The following is a 21870-nucleotide window of genomic DNA, read 5'->3' on the forward strand; positions in this document are numbered from 1 at the left end:
CATGGATCGGGACGGACGCGATGCCCCTGGCGAGGCGCTGCCGTCGCGGCTCGACGCGACGCCCGCGAGCGGTGATCGAGGCAAGTCGGTCGTCGACTCGGACCGGGCCGGGGCCGCGTACGGATACGGGTTCCTCGAGGCTGCCGGCTACCTCTCCGAGCCGTGCGAACGGGAGACGGCGTACGCCGCGGGCCACAGCGTCAGGTACACCGCGAGCGTCGACGGCCCCGTTCGTCTCGGCTACTTCGAGGTCCCGCTGGCCGCACTCCCGCGGGAGGCGTCCGCACGCATCGCGCGCGGCGTGGGCCGTCGGACGCGGCTCCAGTACTGCTGGTTTTTCGACCCGGCGACCGATCGCGTCCGGGCGATTCGAACCGCCGGGCGTCCCGCCCAGTTCGAGTACGATCCGGCGACCGATCCGTCGTCCCGACGGGGCCGACTCGACCGAGCCGCGGAGGCCGTCGACGCGCTGTTCGACCACAGCGACGTCGTCGATCGGATCGCCGACGACCTCCGGGACGCGCGAGTGGGGCTCGCGCGGGCGCTGACGATCGGCGACGCGGACGACGCCACGGAGCGGGAGCGACGGCTCGCGGCCCAGCGCCTGCTCGATCGACTGCTCTACTGTTACGTTCTCGTCGCGGGCGGCGTCGTGGTCCCGATCGCCGACGACGGCGAATCCACCCCGGAGGGGCCGGAACGGGTCCTGCGGACGATCGTTCGCGAGCGCGACGACGTCCCGGCGGCCCTGCGGGCGATCGTCGAGACGCTTCACGCCCCCGATCGGGCGCACCTGCAGATGACCGGGTCCTGCCGGCTCCGCGTGCCGTTTCTCGGCCGCCAGGACGACCGATCGGCGGGCCGTGGACCCACCGCCGGCGAGTCGACCGTCCGCGTCGACGGCTTCGACTGGGACCGGCTGCTCGATCGCCTCGCGTCATACGACTGGGGACTGAGCGACGGCCCCTGGGCCGCCGGCCACGCGTCCGTCCCCGAACCCGATCGGCCCGCGACGGGGACGGTCACGCCGGCGGTACTCGGCGACTGCGGCGAGCGATTCGCCGGCCGAGGTCGCGACGCCGATCGGGTCGACGAGGCCGACGCGGCCCGATCGGGGACCCCTGCCGACGGAACCGACGAACTGGGCGCGTACTACACCGACGATCGGATCGCCGACTTCGTGGCGCGACGCGCCTGCTGGGGAGCGCTCCGGGCGGCGATCGACGAGGACCTCGCGGCGGGGACGGCACCGGATCCCCTCGAGTCGACGCCGCTGTACCGTCCAGCGCGCGATCGAGGCCCCGAAGTCGATGGCCAGCGGGACGGGTTCGACGCGCTCTACGAGTCCCACGGGTACGACGAGGACGTCCTCGCCTACGTGGACGCGACGCTCCGCGACCTGACGGTCTGTGACCCGGCCGTCGGTAGCGGGTCGTTCGTCCTCGCCGTCGCGAACGTCCTCTTCGAGTGGCGATCGATGTGTCGCCCGAGCGTCGACGCGGCCACGCTCCGGCGCGAAATCGTCGCCGACACCGTCTTCGGCGTCGACCTGCGCGACGACGTCGCGGCCCGCTGCAGGCGCCGACTCCGGTGCTGGGTGCTCGCCGCGACGCCGCCCGCGGACCGATCGACGCCCCCACCGCTGTCGACGCGCGAGATCGGGATCCGATCGGGGAACAGCCTGCTCGGGGTCACCGACCCCGGGATCGTCACTGAACCGGTGCCCGACGGGGACACCGAAACAGCGCCCGACGGGGAGGGCGTGAGTCGGCGGGCGCTGAAGGAGCGGTACGACGCAGTGCGGACCGAACTGGACGAACGGTACGCAGCGTCCCAGTGCGACCCGGAGACGGGATCGCCGCTCCGGTTCGAGGACCGCGTCGACACCGCCCGCGCGGCGTGGGAGAGTCTCCGGACCGGGGCGGCCGCCACGACGACCCTCTGCGTCGAGGTCCCGGCGGGGATTCCGGACGACCTCGACGCGGCGCTGAACGCGGTCGGGTTCACGACCTACACGTACCGGGCGCGTCTCGAACGGCCGTTCGCGGAGCCGGCACTCGAACCGGACGACATCGGCGATCTGTTCGACCTCCTTGCCGATCGGGTCGGCGATCGGGACGCGTGGTCGATCGGCGTCGAACGCGAGTACGCGGGTACGGATTTCGCCCCGGGCGGACTCGACGCCTGCCACTGGCCCCTGGAGTTCCCCTCGGTCTTCGAGTCCGGCGGGTTCGACGTCGTCGTCTCCAATCCGCCGTACGGGGCCGAACTCGAGCCCGAAGCCGAGCCGTTGCTGAAGCACAGCGGGACCTACGCGTGCCAGGGCGCGAGCGACACCTGCGAGTGGTTCGTCGAACGGATGCTCGAACTCGCGGGCGAGACGGGGACCGTCGCGGCCGTGGTCCCCAAGGGCCTCGCGTTCTACGGCTCCTGGAGCGACGTCCGCGAACGGCTCCTCGCGGAGACGACGCTCGAGCACGTCCTCGACGTCGGGCTCGGGTTCGCCGGCGTGACCTTCGAGACGATCGCGTTCGTCGCGACGCGTGCCGACGGCGATCCCGCGGAAGGCGATCGCGCCGGATCCAGTGGCTCGATCGGGCCGACGATCCACCGGAGCCGTGATCTTCGTCGGCCGACGGCGAACGAGCCAGTCTCTCTCGGCCGGGTTCCGCGGCGGTACGTGACGGACGCGGGAACGATCGTCTTCCGGCCGGTTACCGACGACCAGCGCGCGGTACTCGATCGGATCCTCGCCGCCGATCGGCGGCTGGGCGAGGTGATGGCGACGGCGGAGACGACGCGCCAGCTCTACGTCCCGGACGACGAGAAGGCGACCCTGGAGGCGGGTTCCGATCCCTACGTCGAGAAGGTCCCGTGGGTCGGTCCCTACCACCTGCAGAGGGTGCGATACGCGGACCTGAGCGAGTACGCCGACGCGATCGAGCGCTACGCCGTCCCGCGGGTGATGCTGAAGGTACTCCGGGGGTCGCGCCTCCGGGCGTGGCTCGATCCGATCGGCGCGCTCGTGGGGACGGAAAAGCTGGTGAACGTCCCGCTGACCGATCGGGAGGGGCGCGAGATCGCGTTCGTCTACGCCGTCTGCAACCACCCGTTCGCGTCGTTTTACCTCCAGAAGACGATCTTCTCGGAGACGACCGAGACCGCCAGGGTGCTCGACGGCCAGTACTCGCGCCCGATCCCGATCCCCGATCCCGGCCGGGGGACCGAGGCCGCGGTCGCCCGCCTCGCCTGGGCGCTGACGCTCGCGCGGCAACTGGCGGTCGATCGGGATCGCGGTGCGACCGACGCGGCCGCCGGCGGAGCCGCGCAACGTCTCGAGGCCGTTCCCGTCGACGGAGACGATCGGGACCGGGCCCTCGACGACGTGGCCGACGCCCTCGAACGGGCGCTGGAGGCGCTCGTCGCCGCGTGTTACCTCGATCGCGAGGACCGCCGCGATCGCTGGACGACCGCGCTCGATCGGCGCGGACCCGACACGTCGACGGTCGAGGCGCTGTTCGACGACTTCTACGTCGAACGGTACGCGAAGCCGGAGGGAGACCCCGACGGACGCTGGCCCGCGATCCGGGACGTGCTCGCGGAGACCGTGGCCGTCACCGACGACTGGGCCGTCGATCGGATCCACGAGAGCCACGAACTGGCCGTCGTCAGGGACGTCCTCGAGTGAGCACGGGGCGATCGGGTGGCCGATCGGCCCCTGCAGTAGCCGGCGGCGGCTATTACTCGATGGGTCGGCAAGACGTCCCTGTGAGCGCAAACTTCACAGCCGACGATGAGGGGAAACGAGTCGTCAACGCACAGGGAGACGAAATCGGCGTCGTCCACGACGTCGAACGCGGAACGGCCCACGTCAAACCCGACCCGGGGATGACGGACACGATCAAGTCCAAACTCGGCTGGGGCGAGGCCGACCAGGAGACATACGCACTCGATAGCGACAGCGTCGATCGAATCACGGACGACGAGGTGCGACTCGGACGGCTCTGAACGGCCGATCCCGGAAGCGGCCGTCGGTCGGCACCGGCGGCGACGCGCCTATTCGTCCCGGTCGAGAACGTGTGCACGAACGGCCTCGCGCACCGAGTCGCGCGACGGCCGGGCCTCGACGAGCGTCACGATTCCCAGCGCCCGGTTGCGGACCTCGCGAACCGGCAGGTCGGCCTCGACGAGGAGTTCCAGCGGTTCCTGATTCCACCGACACCCCGCCTGCGAGTAGTGGGCGTCGGCCCGCCAGTCCTGAAACCGCGCGATCGGGCCGAAGTCGCTCCGGCCGTGTTCGAACAGGAGGATCCGTCCGCCGGGCCGGCAGACCCGGTCCATCTCCTCGAGTGCGGCCACGGGGTCGGGGAACGTGCAGGTCGACAGCGACGAGATGACGGTGTCGAAGCTGTCGTCGTCGAAGGCGAGGTCCTGCGCGTCCATCTCCCGGAGCGTCCCGTCGATCGGGAGTCGATCGAGCCGATCCCGCGCCTTCGCCAGCATCTCGGGGCTGACGTCGATCCCGACGAGGTCGGCGGAGTCCGGCAAGTACTCGAAGTTCGGTCCCGTGCCGCAGGCGACGTCGAGCACCCGACTCGTCGCCTTCCCGAAGAGTTCGCGCCGGTATCGGCCGGTGAGACGCCGTTCGAGCCAGTCGAATCGGGCGGCCCAGTCGGCACACGCCGCGTACGAGTCGCGGATCTCGTCGATCGACATCGGACGGCGCGCCGCCGGGTCGTCGTCGCGTGTCGACGTGCGAGAGTCGGTCGCCATCGCCGTCACCTCCGATCGCCGCGGCGCCGATCGCGGGCGGACAGCACGCGATTCCGACGAGCGATCCCGTGACGTCGGTCGACGGTGCGGTGATTGCCGATCATCACGGCTAGTGGTACCCGATAACACTCCTTAGTGGTGACTCCTCGATTTCCGGCACCGGATGACGGTCCCCATCACCTACTGGAACAGCCACGCTCTTGTGTCACTCCCCTGTACCGATCGGTAATGCTCCGTCGAATTCGCGAGCGAGGACCGGTCGTTCTCGTACCGCTTGCCTGGCTCGTCGCCACGGGCGCGCATCTGGACCTCGTCGGCGACGATGCGATCTTCGTCGCCCACCTGGTGATGGCCGCCTTCATCGCGGGGTTCGTCGTCACCGGCTGGTCGGCGATGGCCACGGGTGCGCTGGCCGGCTGGCGGGCCGTCATGGTCGTCGGGTTCGGGATCACGCTGACCGGCATCGTCGGCTTTCTCGAGGCCGCCGATCCGGCACTCGCCGTCAGCCTCGTCGGCTGGATGCTCCTCCCGGCCGCCGGACTGGCGTACACCGCCCGCGAACTCCCCGCCGCACGGGTGCGCTACACCGGGGCCGCCCTGTTGTCGACGCTCGGTGCCGGGTGTTACCTCGCCTGGTGGCTGGCCGGCGTCGGCGACCCGATCGCCCTCGCCGGATTCGCGCTCGTCGGACTCGGACAGACCGCCGGCATCGTCGACGCTGCGGCCCGCAGCTGACCGGCGACCGGACGGAGACTCGCGGACCTCCATCGCCGGTCGATCGTCGCTCGGCCGCCACTGTGCCGCCGACCTACTGCTCTGGGGCCGATCGATCCGTTTCCCGATCCCGGCCGATCGCGAGCGTCGACTCAATCGAGCCGAGCCGAAGATCCGTGGGGCCCCGCGATCGTGCCCCCGCGTCGATCGGAGGTGCCGATCTCGTTGATCGACACGTCGTTCGCGTCGGAGAGGTCGCTGTCGGCTCGATCGGCTCAATCGTCGTCCGCGACCGCCGCCGAGCGCCGCTCGATCGCGTCGAACCCGCGTTCGAGGTCGGCGAGCAGATCGGCGGTTCCCTCGACGCCGGCGGAGACGCGAACCAGCGTATCGGTGATCCCCAGTTCCTCGCGTTCCGCCTTCGGGAGCGGTTCGTGGGTCATCCCGGCCGGGAGTTCGATCAGGCTCTCGACGCCGCCGACCGACACCGCGAGGGTGAACTCCTCGAGCGTCTCAAGGAACGCCACGGCGTCGTCGATCTCCCCCTCGAGTTCGAACGAGAGGATGCCGCCGAAGCCGTCCATCTGCTCGCGGGCGAGGTCGTGCTGTGGGTGGCTCTCGAGACCGGGGTAGTAGACGTCGGAGACCTTCTCGTGGCCCTCGAGGAACTCCGCGATCGCCATGGCGTTGCGTTCGTGCTGGCGCATCCGCATGTGGAGGGTCTTCAGCCCGCGAAGCACGAGGTAGCTGTCGAACGGCGCGAGCATATCGCCGACGCCGACCTGCTGGAGGAACTGCAACTCGTCGGCGAGCGCGTCGTCGCTGGTGACGACCGCCCCGCCGACCGAGTCCGAGTGGCCGTTGAGGTACTTCGTCGTGCTGTGGGCGACGACGTCCGCACCCAGTTCGAGCGGGCGCTGGAAATACGAACTCGCGAACGTGTTGTCGACGCCGAAGGTGGCATCCGCGCGATCGGCGATCTCGGCGATCGCCGCGATGTCACAGAGGTCGAGTCGGGGGTTCGTCGGCGTCTCCATCCAGACGAACGCCGTTTCCTCGGTCACCGCCTGTTCGACCGCTGCGGTGTCGGTCGCGTCCACGAACGTCACGTCGACGTCCAGACGCGCCGCGAAGAGGTCCTCCAGCATCCGACGCGTGCCGGCGTAGAGATCGTCGAAGGCAACGAGGTGATCGCCGGGTTCGACGACCGAGAGGATCGCCGTGAAGATCGCCGCGGTTCCCGACGAGAACGCCATCGCGTACTCGCCGCCCTCGAGTGCGGCCAGTCGCGTCTCGAGGGCGTGCCGGGTCGGGTTCGAGAGCCGCGAGTAGACGAACTCCCCCGCGTCGGGGTCGACGTCTTCGAGGCTCATCTCGGTGTCGAGCCCCGGGAGCGCGAAGGTCGAAGCGAGATGGAGCGGCGAGACGGCGTCGCCCGCCTCGCTTCCGGTCCGGAACGGTTCCTCGCCGGCCGTGACGGCGAGCGTCTCGAACGTCCGATCGTCTGCGTCCATGACAGAACGACGCCGTCGAATCCGAATAATGTTTTCTATATTACAGTAATATTAGCCGACGTCTAATATAACCTGCAACTATTGCCAACTTCGGCGACGTTCGACTGCGGATCGGTGATTTCTGGCCGTTCGGGGCCTGAGACACCGTTCAAGGGGTGCGGATCGATCGGCAACGTTCCGGACGGGCTCCCGCCCTAGATGACAGATGCTATAGATTTCGTCGCGCAGTGATTCTGGGCGATCGCTCGGCCGTGCGATCGTCAGTAAAACGGGGAGAGCCTAGGCCGGGATTTGAACCCGGGCTCTCGTCCTTACCAAGGACGCGCTTTACCGCTAAGCTACCCAGGCACCACATTCAGATGGAGTGGTGCCACGGGTTATATTGCTTTCCATCTACCGGTGCCGTGTCAGGCGATTCCACCCCGTCACCGATCGGTCGCGGACGTCGCCCGATCGGTCGGCGGATCGTCGATCGAGCGGTCGGGGAGCGACTCGAAGCGGGCGAGACAGTCGTCGGCCGCGGGGAGCGAGGTGCCGACGGTGTCGGCCAGCCGATCGGCGATCCCGAGCAGCCGCGTCGAGGGCGTCTCGTCGACGGCGGCGGCGCCGGCGAGGACGGCGAGTTCGAGGACGTCGCGTTCGAGGTTGGCGTCGATCGACGCGGGGTCCGTGGGGTCGTCGTGGCCGAACGCCACGTCGGCGACCTGCTCGTCGCGAGCGGCGGCGGCGCGGCGCGTCTGGTCGCGGCCGAACGCCTGGACGGTCCGGACCGCCTTGCCGGCTGCGTCGGTCCGGGCGAGGAGGTAGAATCCGCGGGCGACGAGGATGTCGGCGGCGAGGATCGTCAGGTCGCCGTCCTCGGCGGCGTCGTCGGGGCCGGTCCACGGCGGGTCGTGAGAGAGCGATCGGGTCAGCCGGAGGCCTTCGTAGATGAGCTGTACGCCCGCGGCGTGGGTGAGAACTGCCTCCGTCGGGTCGTCGGACGGATCGGTGCCGGGGCCGCCGGACGTCGCGTTGGGTTCGACGGCGCCGTCGTGTCCGTGATCGAGCGCCGGATCGAGCCCACCGGTCGTCTCGGGAGCGACCGCGGCGGCGCTTTCGAGGGTGAGGACCCCGGGGAGCATCGATGCACTGTCGAGCACCGCGCCGATGCGATCGTGCAACCGGGGCGGTTCGACGTCCGCGACGGCCTCGGCGGCGGCACGCCGACAGCTGTCGGCCTGGTCCATTACCGGGGGGTTACGACGGAGCACGCAAAGACCTTTGGAAAGTGCCAGAGAGGGTCTGGATATGATAACGATCGATACTGACGACCGGAGATCGATCCGGACCGTCACGCTCGACCGGCCGGACGCGCGCAACGCGCTGACGGTCGCGGGGCTGGAGGCGCTCGAGGCGGCGATCGGGGACGCGGACGAAGCGGTGATCTATCTCCGGGGGCGCGGCCCGGCGTTCTGTGCCGGTGCCGACCTCGAGGTCGTGGGCGAACTCGACGGCGATCGCGACCGCGCCGCGGAGTTCGCCAGGCTGGGCCAGCGCGTCGCCCGGATGATCGAGGACGCAGAGTCGATCGTCGTGGCGGGGATCGACGGTCCCGCACGCGGCGGCGGCCTCGAACTGGCGCTGGCCTGTGACGTCCGCGCGGGGACGCCCGACTCGACGTACGGCGAACCCGGCGTCACCTTCGGCCTGTTCGGCGCGTGGGGCGGCACCGTCCGCCTGCCGCGGGTGATCGGCGAGGGCGACGCACTCGAGTTCGCGCTGTCGGGGCGGGTGATCGACGCCGAGGCAGCCCGGCGAATGGGGCTCATCTCCAGGGTCGAGGACGACCCGCGATCGGTCGCCGAGGAGATCGCCGACAACGCTCACGACGCGCTCGCGGTGCTCAAACGGCGCCTGCGGGACGATCGCGAGCGAGCCACGCAGGAGCGACGCGAGGCCGAGGTGTTCGGCGACCTCGTGGCGGCCCACGCGGACGACATCGACGCCGTGCTGGAGTAGCCACTCGACACCGTCGACCGACACGACGCCGACCTGGAGGGATCGACGGGAACGCGAGTCGCGCGATCGGACGGCCGGTGTCGTGTGATTCCGTGACACACCACCGATCGATTCTTTTCCGTCGGCTCGGATCGATGAGCTATGCCCGGTCCAGTGTTTCTCGACGGCGACGACATCGCGCTCCGAACGATCGAAGCGGAGGACCTCGAGTTCCTGCAGACCCAGATCAACGACCCGCGCATCTGGCGGGCGATCGGCCGATCGAACCCCGTCACCGCGGAGCAGGAGCGGGAGTTCTACGAGAACGTCGTCTGCGAGGACGACGGGGTAAACCTCCTGATCGCCGTCGACGCGGAGCCGGTCGGGACGATCGGGCTCCACGCCATCGATCGGGAGACCGGATCGGCGGAGATCGGCTACTGGGTCGCTCCCGACCACCACGGCCAGGGGTACGGCACCGAAGCGGCGGCGCTCGTCGTTAGCTACGGATTCAACCAGCTCCGGCTGCATCGGATCGCCGCGCGCGTGTTCGAGTTCAACGAGCCGTCACGTCGACTCCTCGAGTCGATCGGCTTCACCCGGGACGGCGTCCATCGCGACGCCGAGTTCATCGACGGCGAGTACCGGGACGTCTACTGGTACGGCCTCCTCGAAGACGAGTGGCGCGAGGAGTGACTCTGACGCCAGCGCGTCCATTCAGTTCGACGGATCGGGCGCTGGCGGAATCCGCCGCTTGTGCTCGCTCCGGTCGTACATCCGCCGGACCCGCTCGACCGTCTCCTCGTCGACGTCGAGCAATCGGCAGGTCGCGGCGATCGATAGCGGGCCGTCGACGTGGGTCACGAGGATCGAGTCCAGCGTCTCGTAGCTGATGCCCAGTTCCTCCTCGTCGGTCTGGTCGGCCCACAGTTCCGCGGTGGCGGTCTTGTCCACGAGGTCGTCGGGAACGCCCAGGTGGCGGGCGAGCTGGCGGACCTGTCCCTTGTAGAGGTTCCCGATCGGGTGGCAGTCGACGGCCCCGTCGCCGTACTTGGTGAAGTAGCCGACCGCGGCCTCGCTCCGGTTGCCCGTCCCCAGCACGAGACGGCTCTCGTGGTTGGCGACGAGGTAGTTCAAGACGGCCCGAACGCGGGCGCGGGCGTTCCCGACCGCTTCGTGATCGCCCTCCGCTTCGGGGTAGGCGGCGACCACGGCGTCGACGATCGGGTCGATCTCGATGACGTCGTACCCGATCTCGAGGTCGCGGGCGACCCGTTCGGCGTCGCTCATGTTGGCCTCGCGGCTGACCTCGCCGGGGAGGACGAGTCCGTGGACGTTCTCGGCACCGAGCGCGTCGACCGCGAGGGTGCCCACGAGCGTGCTGTCGATCCCGCCCGAGAGGCCGAGGACGACGCCCGACGCGCCGGCGGCGTCGACCTGCTCGCGGACGAAGTCGGTGATGTGTTCGCGTTGCTGTTCCAGTTCCGCCTCCGAGAACCGAAGGTCGAGCATCGACCGTCCGTACGGGTCGATCGGATTAATAGACACTCCCTACGGGAAAAAAGTGACCGGACGATCGATTTTCGGGTTCGGGGAACGGACCCGATCACGAACGGACACGAATACTGTCGGCACCGCTCGGGAATCGATTACCAGCAGTGCACCGACCTGGAATTGAATCCGGGCTACGAGCGTGGGAAGGGGGTTTGTGTTACACGTGCGAAAATCGTGACAACAATCCGATGAGAAGTCAATTCGACGCCGCGCCGAGTTCGAATGTATAGAGACCAGTGAATACGTCGCTTGCGACGACGAGGTCTCGGTCGGCATTGTACGCCGCCTTCCACGCCATCGGTGGCTCCCCGAATCGGGCAACGGTGTCGTTGGGTGTGACCTCGCTCGCGCCGTCGTCGGTCGGATACCGATCGATCGACCGTGGATCGGTCGGGTCGGTAATATCGTACGCCACGACCCCTTCGTGCCAGTCGGCGCTGACGAGGAGTGTCGCATCCCCCCACGGGACGACGTTGAAGTGGTGACCGGTCCAATTGAATCGGCTGGCCCAATCGTCCGCCATTCGACGAGCGTTCGGCGAGACGGTAAACCCGATCGGGACGGGATTTTCGAGCGATCCATCCTCCCACCCGATATCGAAGACGTGCTTGCCGCCGGGGGTACCCGACAGGCGTTCGTCTCCGACAACGAGCAGCTCCCGCCGTGGATCGAAGTAGCTGCGGTGGGCGCTTCCGAACGCCTCCTCGCCGACGTCCGCCTCGCTGTACGATTTTTCCTCCGAATAGTCGAAGCGGCCGATTTCGACTGGCTCTCGCGGATCGCTCGCGTCGTAGATGACGATTCCGACGAACGCGCCGCCCTGGAACGACACGCAGAGCAGTTCCCGATCCGGATCGACCGTGACGTGATGACAGGCCCCTTCCGGGCCGTGCTGACCGACGTCACGCGGATCCGTCGGGTCGCTGGTGTCGTACACGTCGAATCCATCCGTTTCGAGGTCGTAGTTCACCGCGTAGAGAACCGACTCGGTCGGGTGCGGCGTCACGTTGTGTGACGTTCCCTCGGAGGCAGTCCCGATGACCGTCGGCTCTCGCGGGGTCCCCTCTTCGAAGCCGTAGTCGACGATCTCGAAGTTGTTGGGCCAGTCTTCCTCTATCGCTCGGTGGTACAGTCCCTCGCGATGGTCGAAATTGACGTCCAGATTCGGCGCCTCGTCTTCGTTCCCGTGATGATGTACGCGATCCGGGTCGGTCGGGTCCTCGAGATCGACGAGATAGCTGCCGTGTACGCCCCACTTGGTTCCGACGACGGCGTACCGGCCGTCGGTTCGAATGTCCGCGTCCGAGTAGCCGCCCTCGGGCGGTGACTCCTCCGACAGGTTCGTTTGGCCCAGCTTTCGCAACGACAATCGATCGGGGTCGGCCCGCTCTTCCTCGGACGACGTTGCTTCCTCGTCGCCGTTATCGTTCAAGCCGGAACAGCCAGCGAGGATCGTTCCTGCGGAGACGGCGGCGGAACCCGCGAGTATTCGCCGACGGGTCTGGGGGTTGTCTGAGGTAACCACAGTACTCGAGAAATGAGACTTACTCGCCTTTGTTACGCAGAATCTACGACACCCCTAGATGTTAGCGTGCATTTATTAGTAGATGAAAGAAAATAGTTTTTATCTATCACCAGTCGTCTCCCAGATAACAATATCACCTGGGTAGTTATGACGCTAGAACGTGCGAACCCATGTCGGAGACTCGTTATAACCGCATGATCGCGGAGCGATACCGTCCGGGTACCCGCCTTACGAGCCTTTTGGGACGTGATCGGATCTCGTGCGGAAGACCAGAAAACCGTCGAGAGAAGGCGTCTGGAGTGCGCTGGCCGGGAATTGAACCCGGGCTATGAGCTTGGGGGGCTCGTTGCAAGAGACGTACCGAAATCAGTGTCAACCCGCCATCAATCCCTCGGCGATAGATGATGAAGAAACACTGGAACTGACGGTCAGCGCGTCTCCGTCCGGCAGTTTCTCTCGACAGCGTCCGGGAGTTCCTCGGTGAATAACACTATCCGATAATTTATAGATACCTGCGTTGTGAGTTTTGGGCCTTAGTTTCGTAAAGCGATCCCCATTCGGTGCCATGTCCTTCTGTCTGTCCCTCTGAAGTCCTCGTGAGAGAACTAGCGGGGTATGCTTGTGCGGAGATAGAACGGCATACCAGACAAGATCAGTGTCCGGACGGGTGTTCTTGAGCCTCCTTTTTCGACGGAAATACAGGATCGGGTACGAGTTATGCATGTTCTCCGCAGTTCAGGAGTCGATCAGTTTCTCCGCGTTTTCGATGACTCGATCTGCGGTCGACGTACCGAGATTCATCAAACGCCGTTACGAGGAGCGTCCGAATTTGGCGCCTGGCTAATTTATTTCAAGTTGATGTTTTAATAGTCAAATATACCACATACAGTATGGAAAGAGTTTGTGAATTATTTTTGTCGCACGATGTGGCATAGATCAAAAGAAACGACAACACTGGGATACGTGAGGGTACAAATGGTGCTCATGGGGGGAGAGAATCGACGATAGAGTAGCACATGGCGCCACGAGACAATCAGGGATACAGATAAGTCGGGATGGTTGAACGACGAGGGTAGACAAGGCACAATACGTCCGAATTGGGCTCCGTGCATGAAACCATTACCGTAGTCTCGAGAACTTTTACTCCGATCTGCATAAATACCAATATTTTGATGTATAGTATGTATTTTTTTATATATTTCATACCACTCGTGGCGGAGAACCTCAATACTAGAAGATAAAAATCGATGTTCTCGGCCATGAAGTTACATCTTCAGCATAACACAAGGTAGAGCCACCAGCCTAACGGAGCGAACGCAGTGAGCGAGTAGGCCGAAGAGGAAACCGACATGGTGTAGACTAACCGCACTACGTTGGTTACCCGGCTTCCAAATACCTAAGAACCGTTAGTGATACATCTGAAACATGGAAGTCCGGCGTACCGCGCCCGTCAAGTTCGTTGTTCCGGACGACCGACGCGACGATCTCCACGAATCCGCCCGGTAGTTCCTCTACTGCGCCAACCGTGCCGCCAAATTCTGCTGGTCCGATGACTCCTACACTGAGTGCATCACGGCCAACACGACCGCACGGGACGCGCTCTACGACGAACTTCGCGCAGAAACCGACCTCACCGCTAACCGGGTCCAAGAAGCCATCCGACGCGCCGTCCAAGTGACCAAAGGATGCGTTGAACGGCGGAAACAGGGCAAGCGCGTGAGTCAACCGGAGCTCACATCATGGAGTACGGTCTACGACAAACGCAGCGCCACGTTCTACCGGAACAACGTCTCACTTTCAACCGTCAACGGTCGTATCGAGTGTGAGTTCGAACTTCCGTCGAGTAGCCCCACACCGTACGAACAGTACGTCCTGTCTGAGGAGTTTGAGTTCCACCCGAGCACACTCCAGTACGACGCAGTGGACAACGAGCTTCCACATCACCACGCGGAAGTATGACTCCGATGGTGACAGCGATTCGTCCAAGGGTTCGGCAAATACCGAGCACCAGACAGTCCTCGGTATCGACCTCGGCGTTAGCAGTCTCGCTGTCTCCTCGACCGGGCACTTCTGGCACGGTGACGAGTACGACCACTGGTGTCGCGAGTTCGAGAAGCGACGTGGTGAGTTGCACCAGCGCGGGATGCAAGCCGCACATAACGCTCTGGTTCGACTCGGCAAGCGTGAAGAAGCATAGCGGAAACAGTACATCCACACGGTCGCCAATGAGATCGTCACGGAAGCCGTTGAATACGACTGCGACGTGATTATGTTCGAGGACTTAACCGGCATACGCGAGCGTCTTCCACACACGAAATGGCACCACGTGTGGGCGTTCCGTCGTTTGTTGGCGCTGTTCAGATTAGAGTTTGAAGAAGCGAGGCGGTAGAATTCGTGGTGTCCATGCCCGAATTCAGCCGCCTCACGCCACCTAGCAGCAACATTCAGTTAGAATTTGTGGAGCGCGAGCAGACACCGCGCGAGTTGATGCGGCTCAGTATCCACCTTCATCTCGCCGATCTCTCGCTTTCGAATACTGTTCGTGACTTGGAGAGGTTCGGTGTCTATCGTGCTCGATCAACTGGCCATAACTGGGTGGAAAAAGCAGAGTTACAGCCCGAGGATGGCAAATCATCGGATCACATCGCGGTTGATGAGACTGTGATTCAACTTACTGGCGACCGGTACTGGCTGTTTGCAGCGGTTGATCCAGATATGAACGAATTTCCCCCTGTTCGGCTGTTTCCGACGAGAAATACGGGGCTTACGGGAATTTTCCTCGACGAACTGAGCGAGAAACACGACGTCGACGACGCCGTGTTTCTCGTCGATTCTGCAGACTGGCTGAAAGCCGCTCTCCACCGCCGTGACTACGAGTCTCGGTACGAACGCCACGGCCAACGCAACAGTGTTGAACGTGTTTTCCAAGAAGTAAAACGGCGAACCTACCAGTTTGGAAATTGCTTTAGAAACGCCGATCCAGAAACGGCCGAAACATGGCTGCAGAGTTTCGCGTACTGCTGGAACAGGCTAATCTGAACGATGCCGATGGATTGTGGGTTTTCACACGAGAACAACCGCCACCGTGAACAGTTCTGTTGTGTGAAGTGCGGGTACGAGGTGAACGCGGATTACAACGCTGCGAAGAATATCGGCATACGGTACGCCCGGAAGCGACAACACAGCCTCCGTTCCCCGCCCACGTCGGGTAGCGGAGACGCACCAGTAGACGTGCGTATAATTGGTGGGACGGTGAACGGTGAAAGTCACCAGCCTATTGCTGGCGACTGATTACCGGGAGTCCACGTCAAAGCCCCATCACCAGAACCACCGGTTCTGGTTAGCAGTCAGAGCTTCGCTCTGACGACACCCTCAAGGACCGAGGCGCGTAGCGCCGAGGGAGTCGGGTGGGGAGTTTACCCGCTTCAAATAGCTAGGGGTTCCGGTATCGGTTCCTATTATCGGGTTTTGACCAGCCATCGCTCTGGTATCCACCGTCGACGGAAATGGTACGCGACGATCACTGCGATCGCTACGACACCCATGAGAGCGTAGAGTTGAACTTCGGACAGCGATTTGGCAGCTTCCCCAAGCAAGAGCACGAGAAATGCCTCCAGAAAATATCGCCCCCCTCGTCCAAGAAGTGACGCAACAAGGTACGATCGGACGTCAAGTCCGAACGCCCCCGCACTGATCGAAAGGATTTCGTATCCCTCTGGGATTGGTGCAATCGCTCCTACACCGACCGTGGCGACGCCATACTTCTCAAAATACGTTTCCGCTTTGGTAGTACGACCACCGGCGAATCGAGATTCAAGCGCAGTTCGCCCCCCGACACGTCCGATCGCATAACCTGCAAGACCGGCCGCAACTGATCCCGCTGTCGCTACTGCGGCATACAGGAACGCGAGTTCCGGTGTTGCAACCGCGAGAGGAATCAGCACAAGGTCTGGCGGGACAGGAAGGAGAAAAAACTCCAGGAATGCAACAGTAAACAGCCCGGGTATACCCAAAGAGATGAACAGTTCACGGGAAAGATCGAAGTAATCTGATGGACTAACGGATACCATACTGATGGGGTATGAATACGTCCGACTAAATCTTTATGACTTTTCGATATCCTGATACGCTCCGCTACCGAATCGTCGCTTGGAATTGTCCTATAGTCTATTCTCGGTGTCAGATCCAGCTTATATTCTATTGGCCAAAAATGGGTGAGTTCGGTCGCTAACGTTTTCGACTCTAATTATAACCTACAGATTTAGCGATGGTTACGATGACGGGGGCCGTTCCATCGCTCCAAGAACGCTGCGCCAGTGTTCATACTCTCGATTGGCTGGGGGGCTGCGTCGTACTCGTAAATGAGGAAATCGATGTCGGCGGCTCCCCGGGCGACGTTGGCGAGCGCTTTCATGTTGACATCGCCGTCGCCGATCTCGGCGAACTCACCATCTTCGGTCATGTCCTTCATGTGTAGCGAGTTTATTTTGTCGCTGTGGCGATTGAGGACCGAGACCGGGTTCGCGCCACCTGTGAGTGCCCACCCGACGTCCAGCTGAAGATGAACATTGTCACTGACGTTCTCGGCAAAGATATCGTAGGCGGGTGTGTCACCGATCGTCTCCTCGAACTCGTGGTTGTGGTTGTGGTAGCCGTACTCAATCCCTACGTCAGCCAGTCGGTCCGCCATCGAACTGATCCGATCAGCGAACGCGACGAGGGCGTCTTCGTCGCTAAACGTATCTCGTCCTTGATACGCGTGGATGAGTGCGGAAGCGCCGAAGTCCGAGTAGATCTGGGCCAACTCGTCGAAGTTCTCTTCGAGGGACCCGACGCCAACGTGTGCGCTTGACATGTACATGTCAGTCTCCTCAAGTGCAGTGGCGATAGCGTCCTCATCATCAAGGTAAAAGGGTTCGACGGCGTCGTAGCCGGCGGCCGCGCTCTCGCGGATCAGTTCGGCGACTGACTTGTCGGAGTTCGCGTTGTACGTCCAGAATTGCGTGGAGATAGGAATCTCGTCCGCACTGCCTTCGGGGCGGCTCTGTCCAGACTCGCTACCGTTCGCCTGTGCGAGTCCCGTGATAGAACCGCCGAGTCCAACGGCACCAAGCCCTTGAAGAACTCGCCGTCGGTTCGTTAGTCGTCCACTCCTGCCGTTTCTTGCCGTATCTTCCTGGTTTGTATCGCTCATATGTTCGATTTAGTCCGTGTAGCACCTGGTTCATTGCCAAGTGCTACAGTTATCATTACCCTCGTCCATTATAAACATTCCCCAGGGGGGGTATTTCGACCAGGAGATCTCTTTCGGTGCGTGATAGACAACGTGCCAATTCCGTGTGATTCGAACCTCCGTCATCTCATCCGGTAACGTTCGGCCGACACTGACGTCAAACCCGAGCCATATTTGATAGTGAGGAAACAGAACTATTCGTCGGCCGAATACGTTCCAGAGATGCTCTAGTCGGGAATCGGAAGGATCTACAATAGATGACTGAGCCTTGTTTAGACGCTCCAGAAGGCACCGGTTAGTAGTTACGACGGGTAAACAGAACCAGTCCGTGAGCGTCTCTCGACTCGGTTTGTTGTTTGGACAACAGCCGTAGAGGACGATCTGCACCGCGTCTAAACAAGGCCGATGACTGTGTTCGATAATATCCTCAGGACGTGCAATATAAATATATACAAATATATTATAATCGATAATACCTCTTCTATTGCAACTCCCAGAGCTAGTGACGGTTTCGATGGCGAGGGGCGGTCCAGCGTTTGAGGAAATCTGCGCCGATGTTCATACTCACGATTGGCTGGGGCGCGGCGTCGTACTCGTAGATGAGGAAATCGATGTCGGCGATCTCCCGGACTACGTCGGCAAGCGCTTTCAGATCGACATCGCCGTCGCCGATCTCGGTGAACTCACCGTTTTCGGTCATGTCTTTCAGATGGAGTGAATTGATCCTGTCGCTGTACCGTTCAAGGACAGAGACCGGGTTCGCGTCGCCTGTGAGTGCCCATCCGACGTCCAACTGGAGATGGACGTTGTCGTCAAGATGCTCGGTAAGAATGTCGTAGGCGGGCGTGTCGCCGATCATCTCCTCGAACTCGTGGTTGTAGTTGTGGTAGCCGTACTCGATCCCCACGTCAGCCAGTCGGTCCGCCATCGTATTGATCCGCTCGGCAAATTCAATGATGGCGCCCTCGTCGTCGAATGTATCTCGTCTTTGGTAACCGTGTACGAGTGCAGAAACGCCGAAGTCCGAGTAGGTCTGGGCCAGTTCGTCGAAGTTCTCTTCGAGGGATCCCACGCTGACGTGCGCGCTCGACATGTATACGTCAGTCTCTTGGAGCGCGGCGACGATAGCCTCCTCGTCGTCGAGGTAAAATGGCTCGACGGCATCGTAGCCGGCGGCCGCACTCTCGCGGATCAGTTCGGCGACTGACTTGTCGGAGTACGCGTTGTACGTCCAGAGCTGCGTGGAGATAGGAATCTCGTCCATACTGCCCTCGGTGGAGTTTTCCGCCGTATCCGCCTGGTTGATATCGTCCATATATTCGATCTAATTTCGTGTAGCACCCGGTTCAATGCCAAGCGCCGTATGAGGAGATTTTTCGTCTCCTTTTATAAATGTTGCTCATTCACATAGTTCGATTGGCACGATTTCTATAATATGCTCTAGGAAATACCCTAATTTACACATCGAGCTTTCGTTTAGTCCATTCGGTGGGGACCTGTCCACGAATCCTACCATCAGTTCGGCCGAGTGACTTCTCCCAGCGAGTTCGGGGAAGCGGGTTGTGGCATCCCGAAGCGACCGGCCGCGTAGGACTCAACACCAACATCTGGTAGTTACGTCAAGTGACATGCTGGTAGTTAGAGTTACGTGAACACATTGATCCCGGTATAATCTGAAAGCGGCGGATTTCTCATCAGTCTTCAGCCCCCAATTGCGCATCCATTTCGGTCTAATTCGCGATCGGTATCCCATGACTCGTCTATTTTCTGGTTTTCTGAAGCACTAACACCGCCAATCTCTTTCGTTTCTAGTCGCCGACTCCATCGTGGAACGGTTTGCTCAAACTATCTTTCATTATTTGTACTACTCTCATACTTTTTCAGCCGGTGTTTTACATCTGTATTGCTGTAATAGGCGGTCCGAGCGGGTGATCTCGAGACCATCTCGCGGTGGTTTTTTGGCTCAACCGCACCTCAAAGCCGTATGGCCTCAATTTCAATACTAGTAATACTGCATCTCCGTGCGCCGATTTTTGACGCGGGTTGTGAGTACAGATCCGAGATTCCGCCAATCGGTGCACATGAAGTATCCGGTGCTTTCCGAAAACGAACTCGTCAGGCCTCTATACGACTACTCCTACAGAGCGAGATACCAATTCGATACTGCAATCGAGCCTTCCTGTAACTCCGAACTCGGGCGTTTCGCTCGGTGACCACAGGTTTAAACCTCCGTGAATAGTACGACCAGTCATAATGGGCGAAAACAGAGTCTACGAAGATGCCGACGCGCCTCTTAATGCCCGTGTCAACGATCTTCTGGGGAGGATGACGGTCGAGGAAAAAGTGGGTCAATTAGTTGGTATGTGGGTTGGAACCTATTCTGTGGAAAACGATGAGGCTCCGAATGAGGGATTTGAAGAACAATCCATAGGAGACGTAAAAAACGCAATTCGTGAATACAACATCGGATCGGCTACTCCGTTTGGGACAGGTACCTCTTCATACAATAATACTGCAGTGACCTCCCGAATTGCTAACCAACTTCAACGGGTGGCGAAGAACGAGACACGATTGAGAATTCCCCTGCTCATACCTGTCGATGCGGTACATGGGCATGCGAATATAGATGATAGCACGGTCTTCCCCCACAATCTGGGCATGGCGGCCACTTGGGATCCAGAGATGGTGAGGGAAGCCGGTCGAATAACCGCCATAGAAATGCGAGCGACCGGAGCCACACAGAACTATTCACCGACTGCAGACGTGGCCCGCGACCCGCGGTGGGGGAGGACGTACGAAACCTACGGGGAGTCTCCGTACTTGGTTCAGAAACTAGTAGAGGCTGAGATTGAGGGGTTACAGCGGCAGAATTCACAAATCGCAGACGGCGTCGCCGCAACGGCAAAGCATTTTCCAGCTAACGGACCACAACAGGGCGAAGATGCTTCTCCCGTTGACGTTTCTCCGACTACGCTACACAGAGTTTTTCTACCGCCGTTTAAGCGTGCCATCGATACCGGTGTGCACGGAATCATGCCGTCGTACAATGCAATCGACGGCGAACCTGCACACGGATCGCGTCGCTTTCTGACGGAGCTACTGCGGGACAATTTCGACTTCGAGGGGGGTGTATACTCGGATTGGCACGGCGTCGAAATGTTATGGAGGAAGCATCGTACAGCTACATCACTATCTGATGCGGTGGATCAGGCGCTCGCTGCCGGGTTGGGTGTCTTTTCAGTCGGAGGGCCACGAATTGCTGACCGTATCCTCAATCTGATCGAGTCCGGGCGATACTCGGAAGAACGACTCGACGAGAACGTCCGACGGATACTCGAAACCAAATTCTCTCTCGACCTCTTCGATGATCCGTTTGTTGATCCGGTCGAAGCAGGCGACGTCGTCGGTAAAACCGTCCACCGACAGGTTGCTCTCGACTCAGTCAGGCGTTCGGTGACCCTGTTACAGAACGAAGACGAAACGCTCCCACTAGATCCAGACCTAGATCGTGTTCTCGTCACCGGGCCTAACGCGGATTCGATTAACAACCAGTGTGGTGGCTGGAGTGTTCTCAAGAACAGCAACTATCAGGGTACTACCGTTGTCGACGGCGCCTCCTTCACTACTTCTGATTACACCGAGATCATATACGAGGAAGGTGCGTCGATAACCGAAGCGGGTAACCTAGAGCAAGTCCGTGCCGAAGCAGCGGATTCCGAGGCGGCGGTTGTTGTCCTTGGCGAAAACTGGTACATCCACGAGTTTGGGCCGCAGTCCGTCACGGGACCGACAGGCGAATTTCCGAAGCGGAGTCAGCTCAGGCTACCCGAAGCGCAACGACAACTGCTCAAAGCGGTCTACGAGACCGGCACGCCTACCGTTCTTGTCCTGATAACGGGGCGGCCGCTTGTGCTCACTGATGTTGTCGAGTACGCCGACGCAATACTGATGGGATATCTTCCCGGGGCAGAGGGAGGACAGGGCATCGCAGAAGCCATCTTTGGCAAAGTGAACCCGTCAGGGAAACTTCCGATTTCAATGCCGAAATCAATCGGTCAACTACCGATGACTCACGATCGGCTTCCGAATCCGACTCCAATCGGGGAGGACGAACACATGCCGTCCTACGATCCCCTCTTCGAATTCGGCCACGGGTTGAGTTACACCGATTGCAGCTACGAGGCGATCGAGGTCGCCGAGTCAGAGGTCAGATCGCACGACACCGTCGACGTAACTGTCGTCCTCGAGAACGAAGGGGAGAGATCGGTCGAAGAAGTCGTCCAGCTGTACGTCGAAGATCGCGTTAGTTCGCGCGCGACGCCGGTTCGTGAGCTGAAGGCGTTCACCCGCGTGACCGTCCCGCCGGGAGAGCGCACCGAGACGACACTCTCAGTGGATATCGACGATCTGGGGGTCGTCCACCCGGACGGCCGTTCCGTCGTCGAAACCGGAACGTTCGAGGTTTCGGCGGGCAGCGTGTCCACGGAGTTCGAAGTAGTGTAGTTCCTCCCTTGTCCCGACTATGGACAGCAAATTCGCTCTCCGGGACAGTTTCCCGCACAGTCTGGGAAATAGAT

General features: G+C 61.9%; 15 protein-coding genes, 1 tRNA gene and 2 pseudogenes. 9 read left to right on the top strand and 9 right to left on the bottom strand.

From position 1 onward, the window contains the following. Nucleotide 1 precedes the first annotated feature (1 nt). Both AC6I6X_RS14565 and AC6I6X_RS14570 read left to right on the top strand, forming a co-directional pair. A complete protein-coding gene (locus AC6I6X_RS14565; protein WP_497931250.1) occupies nt 2-3688 on the top strand; it encodes an Eco57I restriction-modification methylase domain-containing protein in 3687 nt (1228 codons plus the stop codon). An 80-nt stretch (nt 3689-3768) separates the two neighbouring features. Beyond that, nucleotides 3769-4008 carry a DUF8593 domain-containing protein gene (locus AC6I6X_RS14570; protein WP_497931251.1) on the top strand — a complete coding sequence of 80 codons (240 nt, stop codon included), beginning with the start codon at nt 3769-3771 and terminating at the stop codon, nt 4006-4008. Between the two features lie 48 nt (nt 4009-4056). Here AC6I6X_RS14570 and AC6I6X_RS14575 read toward each other — a convergent pair whose 3' ends face one another. After that, nucleotides 4057-4773, bottom strand: a complete 717-nt coding sequence (locus AC6I6X_RS14575; protein WP_497931253.1) for a class I SAM-dependent methyltransferase — start codon at nt 4771-4773, stop codon at nt 4057-4059. A gap of 228 nt (nt 4774-5001) precedes the next feature. Here AC6I6X_RS14575 and AC6I6X_RS14580 point away from each other — a divergent pair, with 228 nt between their 5' ends. Then, complete coding sequence (locus tag AC6I6X_RS14580; RefSeq protein WP_497931254.1) at nt 5002-5508, top strand: hypothetical protein; 507 nt, start codon at nt 5002-5004, stop codon at nt 5506-5508. A gap of 254 nt (nt 5509-5762) precedes the next feature. On the opposite strand, the gene AC6I6X_RS14585 is transcribed toward AC6I6X_RS14580, so the two are convergent. The 3 genes from AC6I6X_RS14585 to AC6I6X_RS14595 form a co-directional block, all read right to left on the bottom strand. Then, nucleotides 5763-7001, bottom strand: coding sequence for a trans-sulfuration enzyme family protein (locus tag AC6I6X_RS14585; protein WP_497931255.1), 1239 nt, complete (start codon nt 6999-7001; stop codon nt 5763-5765). Between the two features lie 276 nt (nt 7002-7277). Continuing rightward, a tRNA-Thr gene (locus AC6I6X_RS14590) sits at nt 7278-7349 on the bottom strand. Nucleotides 7350-7426: 77 nt separating this feature from the next. Continuing rightward, nucleotides 7427-8230 (bottom strand): DUF7114 family protein, encoded by an 804-nt coding sequence (locus AC6I6X_RS14595; RefSeq protein ID WP_497931256.1) that lies wholly within the window; start codon nt 8228-8230, stop codon nt 7427-7429. A gap of 61 nt (nt 8231-8291) precedes the next feature. On the opposite strand from AC6I6X_RS14595, the gene AC6I6X_RS14600 reads away from it, so the two are divergent. Together AC6I6X_RS14600 and AC6I6X_RS14605 are read left to right on the top strand one after the other, a co-directional pair. After that, nucleotides 8292-9002: an enoyl-CoA hydratase/isomerase family protein gene (locus tag AC6I6X_RS14600; protein WP_497931257.1), complete on the top strand. Its 711-nt coding sequence runs from the start codon at nt 8292-8294 to the stop codon at nt 9000-9002. A 141-nt stretch (nt 9003-9143) separates the two neighbouring features. Next, nucleotides 9144-9677 carry a GNAT family N-acetyltransferase gene (locus AC6I6X_RS14605; RefSeq protein ID WP_497931258.1) on the top strand — a complete coding sequence of 178 codons (534 nt, stop codon included), beginning with the start codon at nt 9144-9146 and terminating at the stop codon, nt 9675-9677. A gap of 21 nt (nt 9678-9698) precedes the next feature. On the opposite strand, the gene AC6I6X_RS14610 is transcribed toward AC6I6X_RS14605, so the two are convergent. Both AC6I6X_RS14610 and AC6I6X_RS14615 read right to left on the bottom strand, forming a co-directional pair. Continuing rightward, the gene (locus tag AC6I6X_RS14610; RefSeq protein ID WP_497931259.1) at nt 9699-10493 is read right to left on the bottom strand and encodes an NAD+ synthase; all 795 of its coding nucleotides are present in this window, start codon (nt 10491-10493) and stop codon (nt 9699-9701) included. Nucleotides 10494-10731: 238 nt separating this feature from the next. Further along, on the bottom strand, nt 10732-11967 hold the full coding sequence (locus AC6I6X_RS14615) for an LVIVD repeat-containing protein (protein WP_497931260.1): 1236 nt from the start codon (nt 11965-11967) through the stop codon (nt 10732-10734). Between the two features lie 1518 nt (nt 11968-13485). On the opposite strand from AC6I6X_RS14615, the pseudogene AC6I6X_RS14620 reads away from it, so the two are divergent. The 3 genes and pseudogenes from AC6I6X_RS14620 to AC6I6X_RS14630 all read left to right on the top strand — a co-directional run. Beyond that, nucleotides 13486-14407: pseudogene (locus AC6I6X_RS14620) on the top strand (nuclease/transposase family protein); the annotation flags it as partial. A gap of 56 nt (nt 14408-14463) precedes the next feature. After that, nucleotides 14464-15099, top strand: a complete 636-nt coding sequence (locus tag AC6I6X_RS14625) for an IS6 family transposase (protein ID WP_497931261.1) — start codon at nt 14464-14466, stop codon at nt 15097-15099. Between the two features lie 12 nt (nt 15100-15111). Continuing rightward, nucleotides 15112-15351 (top strand): annotated as a pseudogene (locus tag AC6I6X_RS14630) (zinc ribbon domain-containing protein); the annotation flags it as partial. A gap of 167 nt (nt 15352-15518) precedes the next feature. On the opposite strand, the gene AC6I6X_RS14635 reads toward AC6I6X_RS14630, so the two are convergent. From AC6I6X_RS14635 to AC6I6X_RS14645, 3 genes are all read right to left on the bottom strand, one after another. Then, complete coding sequence (locus AC6I6X_RS14635; RefSeq protein WP_497931262.1) at nt 15519-16130, bottom strand: YqaA family protein; 612 nt, start codon at nt 16128-16130, stop codon at nt 15519-15521. Between the two features lie 191 nt (nt 16131-16321). Further along, nucleotides 16322-17254 carry a sugar phosphate isomerase/epimerase family protein gene (locus tag AC6I6X_RS14640; RefSeq protein ID WP_497931263.1) on the bottom strand — a complete coding sequence of 311 codons (933 nt, stop codon included), beginning with the start codon at nt 17252-17254 and terminating at the stop codon, nt 16322-16324. A 538-nt stretch (nt 17255-17792) separates the two neighbouring features. Then, nucleotides 17793-18608 carry a sugar phosphate isomerase/epimerase family protein gene (locus AC6I6X_RS14645; protein WP_497931264.1) on the bottom strand — a complete coding sequence of 272 codons (816 nt, stop codon included), beginning with the start codon at nt 18606-18608 and terminating at the stop codon, nt 17793-17795. 938 nt (nt 18609-19546) lie between these two features. Between AC6I6X_RS14645 and AC6I6X_RS14650 the strand changes: the two genes are divergently transcribed. Next, entirely contained in the window at nt 19547-21796 is a 2250-nt protein-coding gene (locus AC6I6X_RS14650; protein WP_497931265.1) for a glycoside hydrolase family 3 N-terminal domain-containing protein, read from the top strand. The last annotated feature ends 74 nt before the right edge of the window (nt 21797-21870 follow it).

The organism is Halosolutus sp. YCN4 (genome assembly GCF_059736495.1).